The organism is Streptomyces sp. B5E4, from assembly GCF_039871555.1.
Classification (GTDB): Bacteria; Actinomycetota; Actinomycetes; order Streptomycetales; family Streptomycetaceae; genus Streptomyces.
On record NZ_JBDPMI010000009.1, the window covers coordinates 105,613 to 118,076 of the forward strand.

Annotated in this window: 13 protein-coding genes; all 13 read right to left on the reverse strand. The window is 70.0% G+C overall.

Annotation, left to right across the window (positions count from 1 at the left end):
• Positions 1–109: 109 nt before the first annotated feature.
• Positions 110–1,561: a F0F1 ATP synthase subunit beta gene (gene atpD, locus ABGA99_RS14755; RefSeq protein WP_347578321.1), complete on the reverse strand. Its 1,452-nt coding sequence runs from the start codon at positions 1,559–1,561 to the stop codon at positions 110–112.
• A 2-nt stretch (positions 1,562–1,563) separates the two neighbouring features.
• The gene (locus ABGA99_RS14760; protein ID WP_347578322.1) at positions 1,564–2,505 is read right to left on the reverse strand and encodes a F0F1 ATP synthase subunit gamma; all 942 of its coding nucleotides are present in this window, start codon (positions 2,503–2,505) and stop codon (positions 1,564–1,566) included.
• A gap of 2 nt (positions 2,506–2,507) precedes the next feature.
• Positions 2,508–4,079, reverse strand: coding sequence for a F0F1 ATP synthase subunit alpha (gene atpA / locus ABGA99_RS14765; RefSeq protein ID WP_347578323.1), 1,572 nt, complete (start codon positions 4,077–4,079; stop codon positions 2,508–2,510).
• A 104-nt stretch (positions 4,080–4,183) separates the two neighbouring features.
• Positions 4,184–4,999: a F0F1 ATP synthase subunit delta gene (locus ABGA99_RS14770; protein ID WP_347578324.1), complete on the reverse strand. Its 816-nt coding sequence runs from the start codon at positions 4,997–4,999 to the stop codon at positions 4,184–4,186.
• Positions 4,996–5,568: a F0F1 ATP synthase subunit B gene (locus ABGA99_RS14775; RefSeq protein ID WP_347582826.1), complete on the reverse strand. Its 573-nt coding sequence runs from the start codon at positions 5,566–5,568 to the stop codon at positions 4,996–4,998. Before ABGA99_RS14775 ends, ABGA99_RS14770 begins: the two co-directional genes overlap by 4 nt.
• Before the next feature lie 23 nt (positions 5,569–5,591).
• The gene (gene atpE, locus ABGA99_RS14780) at positions 5,592–5,834 is read right to left on the reverse strand and encodes an ATP synthase F0 subunit C (protein WP_026276655.1); all 243 of its coding nucleotides are present in this window, start codon (positions 5,832–5,834) and stop codon (positions 5,592–5,594) included.
• Positions 5,835–5,914: 80 nt separating this feature from the next.
• A complete protein-coding gene (gene atpB, locus ABGA99_RS14785; RefSeq protein ID WP_347582827.1) occupies positions 5,915–6,625 on the reverse strand; it encodes a F0F1 ATP synthase subunit A in 711 nt (236 codons plus the stop codon).
• A 304-nt stretch (positions 6,626–6,929) separates the two neighbouring features.
• Positions 6,930–7,379, reverse strand: a complete 450-nt coding sequence (locus ABGA99_RS14790; protein ID WP_347578326.1) for a hypothetical protein — start codon at positions 7,377–7,379, stop codon at positions 6,930–6,932.
• A gap of 257 nt (positions 7,380–7,636) precedes the next feature.
• A complete protein-coding gene (locus tag ABGA99_RS14795) occupies positions 7,637–9,010 on the reverse strand; it encodes an MraY family glycosyltransferase (protein WP_347578327.1) in 1,374 nt (457 codons plus the stop codon).
• A gap of 147 nt (positions 9,011–9,157) precedes the next feature.
• Positions 9,158–9,790, reverse strand: coding sequence for a protein-tyrosine-phosphatase (locus ABGA99_RS14800; RefSeq protein ID WP_347578328.1), 633 nt, complete (start codon positions 9,788–9,790; stop codon positions 9,158–9,160).
• Positions 9,787–10,434, reverse strand: coding sequence for an L-threonylcarbamoyladenylate synthase (locus tag ABGA99_RS14805; protein WP_347578329.1), 648 nt, complete (start codon positions 10,432–10,434; stop codon positions 9,787–9,789). Before ABGA99_RS14805 ends, ABGA99_RS14800 begins: the two co-directional genes overlap by 4 nt.
• 13 nt (positions 10,435–10,447) lie before the next feature.
• Complete coding sequence (gene prmC, locus ABGA99_RS14810) at positions 10,448–11,305, reverse strand: peptide chain release factor N(5)-glutamine methyltransferase (protein WP_347578330.1); 858 nt, start codon at positions 11,303–11,305, stop codon at positions 10,448–10,450.
• Between the two features lie 37 nt (positions 11,306–11,342).
• Positions 11,343–12,422, reverse strand: coding sequence for a peptide chain release factor 1 (gene prfA, locus ABGA99_RS14815; protein ID WP_347582790.1), 1,080 nt, complete (start codon positions 12,420–12,422; stop codon positions 11,343–11,345).
• Between the last annotated feature and the right edge of the window lie 42 nt (positions 12,423–12,464).

Sequence of the window (12,464 nt, forward strand, 5' to 3'; positions counted from 1 at the left end):
ATGGCTCCTCAACTGGGGTTTAGCAGAGAATAACTGGTTTGCGGGCCGGGGGCGGGGCGAACCCCGCCCCCGGTTGGCTCGGAGCCGGTGAAAACCGCGGGCGCACCCGTCAGGAGACGCCCAGCTCCTTCGCCTTGGCCTTGAGGTCCTCCAGGCCACCGCACATGAAGAACGCCTGCTCGGGGAAGTGGTCGTACTCGCCGTCGGCGATCGCGTTGAACGCGGCGATCGACTCGTCCAGCGGCACGTCCGATCCGTCGAGACCGGTGAACTGCTTCGCCGCGTGGGTGTTCTGCGACAGGAAGCGCTCGATCCGGCGAGCCCGGGAGACGGTGAGCTTGTCCTCCTCGGACAGCTCGTCCATACCCAGAATGGCGATGATGTCCTGCAGGTCCTTGTACTTCTGCAGGATCGCCTTCACGCGGGTGGCGCACTCGTAGTGGTCCTGCGCGATGTAGCGCGGGTCGAGCACCCGGGAGGTGGAGGCCAGCGGGTCCACCGCGGGGTAGATGCCCTTCTCCGAGATCGGACGGGACAGCTCCGTCGTCGCGTCGAGGTGGGCGAAGGTGGTCGCCGGGGCCGGGTCGGTGTAGTCGTCCGCGGGCACGTAGATCGCCTGCATCGAGGTGATCGAGTGGCCTCGGGTCGAGGTGATGCGCTCCTGGAGCAGACCCATCTCGTCCGCCAGGTTCGGCTGGTAGCCCACCGCGGAGGGCATGCGGCCCAGCAGGGTGGAGACCTCGGAGCCGGCCTGGGTGAAGCGGAAGATGTTGTCGATGAAGAACAGCACGTCCTGCTTCTGCACGTCGCGGAAGTACTCCGCCATCGTCAGACCGGCCAGGGCGACGCGCAGCCGGGTGCCCGGCGGCTCGTCCATCTGGCCGAAGACCAGCGCGGTCTGCGGCAGCACGCCGGACTCGGCCATCTCCGCGATGAGGTCGTTGCCCTCACGGGTGCGCTCGCCGACGCCGGCGAACACCGAGACGCCCTCGTGCAGCTTGGCCACACGCATGATCATCTCTTGGATGAGCACGGTCTTGCCGACGCCCGCGCCGCCGAACAGGCCGATCTTGCCGCCCTTGACGTACGGGGTGAGCAGGTCGACGACCTTCAGGCCGGTCTCGAACATCTCGGTCTTGGCTTCGAGCTGGTCGAAGGGGGGCGCGGTGCGGTGGATCGCCCAGCGCTCCTGGATCTCCGACTCGTCGACCTCGTCGTTGAGGATCTCACCCAGGGTGTTGAACACCCGGCCCTTGGTGACGTCGCCGACGGGGACGGTGAGGCCCTCGCCGCTGTCGGTCACCGGCGCCTGGCGGACCAGGCCGTCGGTGGGCTGCATGGAGATGGCGCGGACCACCCCCTCGCCGAGGTGCTGCGCGACCTCCAGGGTCAGCACCTTGATCTCACCCGCCTTGGCGGGGTCGGCGACCTCGACGGTCAGCGCGTTGTAGATGTCGGGCATCGCGTCGACGGGGAACTCCACGTCGACGACCGGGCCGATGACCCGCGCGACGCGGCCGGTCGCCGTGGCCTTCGCTTCGGTGGTCGTAGCAGTGGTCATGATTATCGGTCACTCCCCGCAGAGGCGTCGGCGAGAGCGTTCGCACCACCGACGATCTCGCTGATTTCCTGGGTGATTTCGGCCTGGCGGGCCTGGTTGGCAAGCCGCGTGAGCGACTTGATGAGCTCCTCGGCGTTGTCCGTCGCCGACTTCATCGCACGGCGGGTGGCGGCGTGCTTGGAGGCGGCCGACTGCAGCAGCGCGTTGTAGATCCGGCTCTCGACGTACCGCGGCAGCAGCGCGTCGAGCACGCCGTCCGCGGACGGCTCGAAGTCGTACAGCGCGTGGTATTCCTGCTCCTTCTTGCGCGCCTCCTCGAAGACCTCCGCGGAGTCCGCGGCGGTCTTCTCGAAGACGATCGGGAGCAGCCGCTTGTCCACCGCGGTCTGCGTCATCATCGAGTGGAACTCGGTGTAGACGATGTGGATCTCGTCCACGCCGCCCTCCGAGGTCTCCTTGCTCAGCGCCTCGATGAGCGGCGCGGCCACCTTCTTCGCGTCCGCGTACGTCGGGTTGTCGGTGAAGCCGGTCCAGGACTCGGCCACCGGCCGCTCGCGGAAGCCGAAGTAGGACACACCCTTGCGGCCGACGATGAAGTGGTCGACCTGCCTGCCCTCGCCGGTCAGCCGGTTGGTCAGCGCCTCGGTCTGCTTGATGGCGTTGGAGTTGTAGCCGCCGGCCAGACCGCGGTCGCTGGTGATCATCAGCACCGCGGCCCGCACCGGCCGGTCCACCTCGGTGGTCAGCGGGTGCTTGGTCTCGGAGCCCGCCGCCACCGCCGTGACGGCGCTGGTCAGCTCGGTCGCGTACGGCGTGGAGGCCGCCACCTGGCGCTGCGCCTTGACGACGCGCGAGGCGGCGATCATCTCCATCGCCCTGGTGATCTTCTTGGTCGCAGAGACGCTACGGATCCGCCTCTTGTAGACCCGCATCTGGGCGCCCATGCTCAGCCCTCGCCCAGCAGCTTGCCGTCCGAGGTCTCGAACTGCCGCTTGAAGGACTCGACCGCGGCGCGCAGCGCCTCGACGGTCTCGTCGGGCATCTTGCCGCCCTCACGGATGCCCGTGAGCAGGTCCTTGTCCTCGCGGTGCAGGTGGTCGAGCAGCTCGCGCTCGAACCGCTTGACGTCCGCGACGGGCACGTCGTCCAGGATCCCGTTGGTGCCGGACCACACGGACACGACCTGGTCCTCGGTGGGGAAGGGCGCGTACTGCGGCTGCTTCATCAGCTCCATCATGCGCTGGCCCCGCTCCAGGGCCGCCTTGGAGGCGGCGTCCAGGTCGGAGCCGAAGGCGGCGAACGCCTCCAGCTCGCGGAACTGCGCCAGGTCCAGCTTCAGCCGGCCGGAGACCTGCCGGATCGCGCGGTGCTGGGCGGCACCGCCGACGCGGGAGACGGAGATACCGACGTTCAGCGCCGGGCGCTGGCCCGAGTTGAACAGGTCGGACTCCAGGAAGCACTGGCCGTCGGTGATGGAGATCACGTTGGTCGGAATGTACGCCGACACGTCGTTCGCCTTGGTCTCGATGACCGGCAGACCCGTCATCGAGCCCGCGCCCATCTCGTCGGAGAGCTTGGCGCAGCGCTCCAGCAGCCGGGAGTGCAGGTAGAAGACGTCACCGGGGTACGCCTCGCGGCCCGGCGGGCGGCGCAGCAGCAGCGACACGGCGCGGTACGCCTCGGCCTGCTTGGACAGGTCGTCGAAGATGATCAGGACGTGCTTGCCCTGGTACATCCAGTGCTGGCCGATGGCCGAGCCGGTGTAGGGGGCCAGGTACTTGAAGCCCGCCGGGTCGGACGCCGGGGCCGCCACGATCGTGGTGTATTCCAGCGCACCGGCCTCCTCCAGCGCGCCGCGCACGCCGGCGATGGTGGAGCCCTTCTGGCCGATCGCCACGTAGATGCAGCGGACCTGCTTGTTCGGGTCGCCGGAGCGCCAGTTGTCGCGCTGGTTGATGATCGTGTCGATGCCGAGAGCGGTCTTGCCCGTCTGCCGGTCACCGATGATCAGCTGGCGCTGGCCGCGGCCGATGGGGGTCATCGAGTCGACGGCCTTGTAGCCGGTCTCCATCGGCTCGTGCACCGACTTGCGCTGCATGACCGAGGGAGCCTGCAGCTCCAGCGCACGGCGGCCCTCGGTCGCGATCTCGCCGAGGCCGTCCACCGCGTTGCCCAGGGGGTCGACGACCCGGCCCAGGTAACCGTCGCCGACCGGCACGGACAGGACTTCGCCGGTGCGGGTGACCGGCTGCCCCTCCTCGATGCCCCTGAACTCGCCGAGGACGACCGCACCGATCTCCCGCTCCTCCAGGTTGAGGGCGAGGCCGAGGGTGCCGTCCTCGAACTTCAGCAGCTCGTTCGCCATCGCCGAGGGCAGCCCCTCGATCTTGGCGATGCCGTCCATGGCCTGCGATACCGTGCCGACCTCTTCGCGCGAGGCCGCGTCCGGCTGGTACGACTGGACATAGCTCTCCAGCGCGTCCCGGATCTCCTCCGGCCGGATCGTGAGCTCCGCCATCTGGGTTCCCTGCTCTCCTTGTTGGGCCCGTAAGTTCTTGCGTCCACGGCCCCACTCGGGCCGCTGGTGATGCTCTGGAGTTGGTGTGTGACGATCGGTGACCGTCAGCCCGCCATCCCGCGCTTCACCTCGTCGAGGCGGTCGGCGACGGAGCCGTTGATGACCTCGTCGCCCACCCGCACCGAGATCCCGCCGAGGACCGCGGGGTCCACGTCCAGGTTCAGGTGCATGTCCCGGCCGTACAGCCGGGACAGCGCGGCGCCCAGGCGCTCCTTCTGCCCGTCGCTGAGCGGCACGGCGGTGGACACGACCGCGACCATCCGGTCCCGGCGCTCCGCGGCGAGCTTGGACAGGGCCTCCAGGCCCCCTTCCAGGCTACGGCCCCGCGGCCGCTCGACGAGCCGCACGACCAGCCGCTCGGTGACCGGGTTCGCCCGTCCGCCCAGCAGCGTGTGCAGCAGCCCGGCCTTGGCGGTCCTGGTGCCCACCCGGTCGGTGAGCGCCCCGCGCAGCTCCTTGTCGCCCGTGACGATCCGGCCGAACCGGAACAGCTCGTCCTCCACGTCGTCGAGCTGCCCCGCTCGCTGGGCGGCGGTGAGGTCCGCGGTGTCGGCGAGCTCCTCAAGCACGTCGACCAGGTCGCGCGCCCGCGACCAGCGGGCCCGTACCATCCCGGCGACCAGGTCGGCGGCCTCGCCGCCGATCTGTCCGCCGAGGACCCGGCCGACCAGCTCGGCCTTGGCCTCGCCTGGCTGCGCCGGGTCGGTCAGCGCCCGCCGCAGCGTCACCTCGCGGTCCAGCAGCGCGGTCACGGCGGCCAGCTCCTCGGCGAGCTTCGCCGCATCGACCGAAGTGTGGTCGGTCAGCGCGTCGAGCTGCTCCCGGGCGGCGGCCAGCGCCTCGCGGCTCGCTCCGTTCATGCCCCGGCCTCGGCCTTCGTCCCGGACTGGGCGGCGGCCTTGGACTCCAGCTCGTCCAGGAACCGGTCGACGACGCGGCTCTGCCGGGCGTGGTCCTCCAGGGACTCGCCGACCAGCCGGCCGGCCAGCTCGGTGGCCAGCGCGCCGACGTCCTGGCGCAGCGCCAGCGAAGCGGCCTTCTTGTCGGCCTCGACCTGGGCGTGACCGGCGGCGATGATCTCCTCACGCTGCCGCTGGCCCTCGGCCCGCATCTCGGCGATGAGGGCCGAACCCTGCTCGCGAGCCTCCTCGCGCAGCCGGTTGGCCTCGTGCCTGGCCTCGGCGAGCTGGGCCTTGTACTGGTCCAGCGTCTGCTCCGCCTCGATCTGGGCGGCCTCGGCCTTCTCCATGCCGCCCTCGATGGCCGCCTTGCGCTCCTCCAGCACCTCGTTGATGCGGGGCAGGAGCTTCTTGGCCAGCAGGCCGAAGACGATGAGGAAGGCGATCAGGCCGATGACGAGTTCCGGCATCGGCGGGACGAGAGGGTTCTGCTCCTCTTCGGCCGCGATCTGCAGGAGGTTCACATCGATGCCTTTCGTCGGAAGGAGTCCGCTCAGGACGGGTAAACGAACGGCATGACGATGCCGATGAGGGCGAGCGCCTCACAGAAGGCGAAGCCCAGAATCATGTTCTGCCGGATCAGGCCGACGGCCTCGGGCTGGCGGGCCATGGCCTGCACACCGTTACCGAAGATGTAGCCGATGCCGACACCGGGGCCGATCGCGGCGAGGCCGTAGCCGATGGCGCCGAGGTTGCCCTTGATCTCGACGGCGGCGAGAGTCTCCATGACAGCCATGGGTGTTTCTTCCTTCTCTTCTACGGGCCGGTGGGGGTTGGCCACCGGACGATTCGGGGTGGTGCGGGTGGTGCGGTGGCTCAGTGCGCCTCTTCGAGCGCGCCCGAGATGTAGCTGGCGGTCAGCACGACGAACACGTACGCCTGGACGGCCTGGATGAAGAGCTCGAAGGCGATCATCACCATGACCATCACGAAGGCCACGGGCGCGTAGGCGAAGCCCCAGCTGTTCATGAAGAACCAGGTGGCGATGGTGAACATCACGAGCAGCAGGTGGCCGGCGAACATGTTCGCGAAGAGCCGCACCGCGTGCGTGAAGGGCCGCACGAGCACGTTGGAGAAGAACTCGATCAGCATGACCAGCGGCAGCACGCCGCCCAGCGACTTGTCGTAGCCGGTGAGGTTCTTGAACCCGCCGACGAAGCCGTGCCGCTTGAAGGTCAGGGTCATCCAGGTCACGTAGACCACGCCCGCCAGGGCGGCCGGGAAGGCGATGATCGAGGTCACCGGGAACTGGGCGAGCGGGACGATCGACCAGAGGTTCATCAGCCAGATGAAGAAGAAGAGGGAGACCAGCAGCGGCACCCACTTCTCGCCCTCCTTCTTGCCGATGGTCTCGTAGACGATGCCGCGGCGGACGAAGTCGTAGCCGGACTCGGCGACCATCTGCAGCTTGCCCGGGACGACCTTGGGGCTGGCGAACGCCTTCCAGAAGAAGACGCAGAGCACCAGCGTCGTCACCAGCGCCAGCAGGATCGGCTTGTTGAACTCGAAGCCGCCGATCGTGAACATCGGCTTGAAGACGAACGAGTGCAGGCCGGGAGACTGGAAGCCGCAACCACCATCAACGAAGATCTTGCAACTCGCGTCGAAAGCGAGCGTCGTATCAGCAGCACTCACCGGCGAGCTCCTTCGGCGTGACGCATGGCTACGGCAACCTCAATGTGTCGGCGTTGTGCACCGCTGGAGAGCGGTACGTGACAGGACGGGATACGGCCGGCGGGGTGCGGTGCGGCCCTGCGGCCCACTGCGCACGCGCGCACCGGCGCGGCAGGGGGACGATAGCAGTAGCGGATCACTGCTCGGGCAGCGCCCCTCATCGCCCGGCCTCGGTGGTTGTCCCGGAGCGCTGTTCACCCGCTCCGGTTTCTCGCTCCGGTTCCACGTACGGCAACTTCAGCCGGAAGTGGGTACGGCCCATGGCCGCGGTGAACACCAGCGCCGCGGCGAGCACCGTGAAGCCGAACGCCTTGGTGTTGAAGAGCGTCGTGTCGTTGAACAGGCCCATCACGACGGCGAGCAGCAACACCTGGGAGGTGTAGGTGATCAGCGCGATCCCGAGGAACAGCTCGGGGTTCTTGCGCGAGAAGTGCTGCAGTGCGAAGAGACCGAGACAGAAGAAGGCAAGGACCACCACGGTGGCTGCGGCGGCTCCCACACCGCCCTTCACACCGGCCGCGAGTGAACTGATGATCACTGCCACGACGCCGGCGAGGGCGGTCGGGATCGCGGCGCCACGGAGGATCCGGGCGTCGTTGACCTGCATAAGAGGAGTCTCCGGCGGGAGTCGGGAGCAACTGGTCGACGGTGACGAGCATGTCCCCGGAGCGAGTGCACCGCGTCGAGGGGCATCGCGCCAGAGAACCGTCGCACTACGGTCCTTCGGCTCTGCACCGGGTTCTCGTGAACGGTATCACAAGCATCTTGACCCGAGCTTTACTCGGTAAGTGTGCCCCCCGTCACACGAAGGGGGTACGCCGGCCGCGTCGCTCCGCTCATCTGGGGATATGCCTGCTAAAGGGCTCAATGTCCGGCCCGGCGCCAGCGCGAGCGCTCCCCCACCGCCGTCGAACCGCTGATGCCCGCGGGCACGAGCTCGTGCTCCTGTGAACCCGGCGTCCCGTTCGCACCGTTCGCCCCCTCGGCCGCGGCACCGCCGGCCGGCGCCGGGTCGCCCTGCGGCCCCGTACCGTCGCCGGGACCTTCGCCGCCGGGCCCGTCGCCGGCGTCCCCGGGGCGCCGGTAGCGCGGCGGTACGAGCTTGTTGGCCCAGGACGGCGTCTTCGGGGCGAACCGCGGCAGCAGCAACAGCACCAGCCCCGCGGCGCTCAGCCCGACCGCCATCAGCACCAGCCAGACGTTGTCGGCCTGCACCGAGAACGCCACCATCCCGAACGCGACCAGCGCCGACCAGAAATACATGAGCAGCACGGCCCGCATGTGCGAGTGGCCCATCTCCAGCAGCCGGTGGTGCAGATGACCGCGGTCGGCCGCGAACGGCGACTGGCCGCGCCATGTGCGCCGTACGACGGCCAGCACCAGGTCCAGCATCGGGATCGCCAGGATCGTCAGCGGCAGCACCAGCGGGATGAACACCGGCACCGTCGAGCGCACCGCCTGCTTCTCGCTGCCCGCGAAGACCTTCAGCGCGTCCGGATCCACCTGCCCGGTGATGGAGATCGCCCCGGCGGCCAGCACCAGGCCCAGCAGCATCGATCCCGAGTCGCCCATGAAGATCCGCGCCGGGTGCACGTTGTGCGGCAGGAAGCCGACGCACATGCCCAGCAGCACGGCGGAGAAGAGCGCGGCGGGGGCGGCGGCCTCGATCCCGTAGCCGAACCAGATGCGGTACGCGTAGATGAAGAACGCCGCGGAGGCGATGCCCACCATGCCGGCGGCCAGCCCGTCGAGACCGTCCACGAAGTTGACGGCGTTGATCGAGATGACGACGAGCGCCACGGTCAGCAGCGTGCCCTGCATCGGCGTCAGTACGACCGTGCCCACACCCGGGACCGGGATCCACAGGATCGTCAGGCCCTGCAGCACCATGACGCCGGCGGCGATCATCTGCGCGCCGAGCTTGAGCAGGGCGTCCACGCCCCATTTGTCGTCCAGCACGCCGATCAGCCAGATCAGCGCGGCGCCGGACAGGAGGGCCTTGGGCTCGTTGAGCTCGAAGACCCGCTCGAAGGCCTGCAACTGCGACGCGACGAGCAGCGCGGCACACATCCCGCCGAACATGGCGATGCCGCCGAGCCTCGGCGTCGGCTCGCTGTGCACGTCACGGTCCCGGATTTCCGGCATCGCGCCGGCCGCGATCGCGAACTTCCGCACCGGGCCGGTCAGCAGATACGTGACAGCGGCTGCGATGCACAGCGTCAGCAGGTATTCACGCACAAGCTGCCCCAGAGGTTTCGCTGTTCCGTTCAGCCACACACATTAGCCCGCTCCAGGGCCTCGGTTCTCCGGGTACGGACGCAAGCCCGTCCGGGCCCGTACAGAAAGAGACCCGTCAGGCGCCCGACCGGTTGCATCCGGCCATCGTCAGGCGGCGGCCGGCACGCCTGTGAGCGCCGTCACCGCCGGATCGAGCGCCTGCCCGATCTCCTCGGCGATCCGCCGGAAGTACGGTACGGGCGCCCCGTACGGGTCGTACACCTCGTCCGCCGCCGGGCTGGGCGCCAGCAGCCAGCCGCGCAGCGCGGCCGCGGCCTGCACCAGCGCGTGCGCACGCGCCACCGGGCCCTCGCGGGCCGGCGGAAGGGTGGCGGAGTCTATGGCCCGTACCAGCCGGGCGAACTCCTTGAGCGTGAATGTGCGCAGCCCCGCGGAGTGCCCCATGGAGATCACCTGCGCCCGGTGGTCCCGGGTCGCGGTCAGCACCAGATCCGCCCGGATCACGTGCTCGTCGCGCAGCTCCCGGGCCGCGAACCCGTCCGGGTCCGCCCCCGACTCGCGCAGCACCGTCGCCGCGTGCGCCTCCATCGGCGCGCCCTCGTGCCCCCAGGTGCCCGCGCTCTCCACCGCGATGCCCGCCGCGGGCCGCGGGCCGAGGCGCACGTCGAGGGCATGCCGCGTCAGCCGCTCGGTGATCGGCGAGCGGCAGACGTTGCCGGTGCTGACGTGGAGGATCCGGAATCCCTGTATGTCCCCCGTGCGCCCTTCGGGCGCGGTCAACTGGCGACCTCGAGCCCGCCTGCGACCTCGCGCAGTTGCTCCGCGGTCACCGCGCCCTCGCGCAGCAGCACCGGCGTACGGCCGGTGATGTCCACGATCGAGGACGGCACCGCGGCCGGCGTCGGGCCGCCGTCGAGATAGACCGAGACCGACTCCCCCAGCATCTCCTGGGCGGCGTCGCAGTCCTGGGGGGCGGGGTGGCCGGTGAGGTTGGCGCTGGAGACGGCCATCGGGCCGACCTCCTTGAGCAGTTCGAGCGCCACCGGGTGCAGCGGCATCCGTACCGCCACCGTGCCGCGGGTCTCGCCCAGGTCCCAGGTCAGCGACGGCTGGTGCTTGGCGACGACGGTCAGCGCGCCCGGCCAGAAGGCGTCGATCAGCTCCCACGCCTCCTCGCTGAGGTCCTTGACCAGCCCGTGCAGCGTGTTCGGCGAGCCGATGAGCACCGGGGTGGGCATGCTGCGCCCGCGGCCCTTGGCGTCCAGCAGCGCCGCCACCGCCTCGTCGGCGAAGGCGTCGGCGCCGATGCCGTAGACCGTGTCGGTGGGCAGGACGACCAGCTCGCCGCGGCGGACTGCGGACGCGGCCTCGCGCAGCCCGGTCTTGCGATCGGCCGCATCGCTGCAGTCGTAGCGCCGTGCCATGTCTATCTCCTTCTCAGGTACGGACCCTGCGGGCGGTCGCGAATCGAGGCCGGTTGTTGAGGTCGGGGTGGTCGGCGGCGTCCGCCCAGCCGCGTTCCTCGGTGAAGAGCCACGGCACCTGGCCGCCCTGGGTGTCGGCGTGCTCGACGACCAGCACCCCGCCGGGGCGCAGCAGCCGCCGGGCCGCGACCTCCAGACCGCGGATGAGGTCGAGGCCGTCCTCGCCGGAGAAGAGCGCGGCCTGCGGGTCGTGGTCGCGGGCTTCCGGGGCGACATGCTCCCACTCGGTCAGCGGGATGTACGGCGGATTGCTGATGACCAGGTCGACCTGGCCGTTCAGTTCCGGCAGCGCGGTACGCGCGTCTCCATGGTGCAGCACGACCCGGGCGCCGCCGTCGTTGTGCGCGGCGTTCTTGCGCGCCCAGGTGAGCGCCGTCTCCTCCAGCTCGACCGCGTGCACGGCGGCCCGCGGCACCTCCTGCGCCATGGCCAGCGCGATGGCGCCGGAGCCGGTGCACAGGTCGACGATCAGCGGCTCGACGACGTCCATCGCGCGGACGGCCGCTATGGCCCAGTCCACCACGGACTCGGTCTCCGGCCGGGGCACGAAGACGCCGGGGCCGACCTGGAGTTCCAGATAGCGGAAGTAGGCGACGCCGGTGATGTGCTGCAGCGGCTCGCGGGCCTCGCGGCGGGCGACGGCCTCCCAGTAGCGGGCGTCGAAGTCGGCGTCGGCGACGCGGTGCAGCTCGCCGCGGGGCACGCCGTGCACGTACGCCGCCAGTTCCTCCGCGTCGAACCGCGGGGAGGGCACGCCGGCGTCGGCGAGCCGCCGCGTGGCCTGTGCCACTTCGACGAGCAGCAGGTTCACGTTCCCTCCGGTCCCTCGGCCGTATCCCGTGCGGTGCTCAGCCCGCGTCCGCGAGCTTGGCCGCGGCGTCCGCGTCCACGCATGCCTGGATCACCGCGTCCAACTCCCCGTCGAGCACCTGGTCCAGGTTGTACGCCTTGAACCCGACCCGGTGGTCGGAGATCCGGTTCTCCGGGAAGTTGTACGTGCGGATGCGCTCCGACCGGTCCACCGTACGCACCTGGCTGCGGCGCGCGTCCGCCGCCTCCTTCTCCGCCTCCTCCTGCGCCTCGGCGAGCAGCCTCGCCCGCAGGATACGCATCGCCTGCTCCCTGTTCTGGAGCTGGCTCTTCTCGTTCTGGCAGGAGACCACGATGCCCGTGGGCAGGTGCGTGATCCGTACCGCGGAGTCCGTCGTGTTGACGGACTGGCCGCCCGGGCCCGAGGAGCGGTAGACGTCGATGCGCAGGTCGCCCGGGCCGATCTCGACCTCGTCGACGTCCTCGGCCTCGGGCAGCACCAGCACGCCGGCGGCGGAGGTGTGGATCCGGCCCTGCGACTCGGTGGCCGGCACCCGCTGCACGCGGTGCACGCCGCCCTCGTACTTCAGCCGCGCCCACACGCCCTGGCCGGGCTCCACGGCGGCGCTGCCCTTGAGCTTCACCGAGACGGAGACGTCCTTGTAGCCGCCGAGGTCGGACTCGTTGGCGTCCAGCAGCTCCGTCCTCCAGCCCTGCCGCTCGGCGTAGCGCAGGTACATCCGCAGCAGGTCGCCGGCGAACAGCGCGGACTCCTCGCCGCCCTCGCCCGCCTTGACCTCCAGGATGACGTTCTTGCCGTCGCTGGGATCGCGCGGTACGAGCAGCAGCCGCAGCCGCTCCGTCAGCTCCTCGCGCTCCCGCTCCAGGCTCTTGGCCTCGGCGGCGAAGTCCGAGTCCTCGGCGGCCAGCTCGCGGGCGTCGGCGGCATCCTCGCCGGCGCGCTCCCAGGCGCGGTACGCGGCGATGATCGGGGTCAGCTCGGCGTAGCGCTTGTTGAGCCGGGTGGCGCGGCGCTGGTCGGCGTGCACACCGGGGTCGGCGAGCTGCTGCTCAAGGGTGGCGTGCTCGCCGATGAGATCCTTGACGACCTCGAACATCGTGGGGCGCTCCGTAGGGGGAAGTAGCAGGACCTGGGGCGG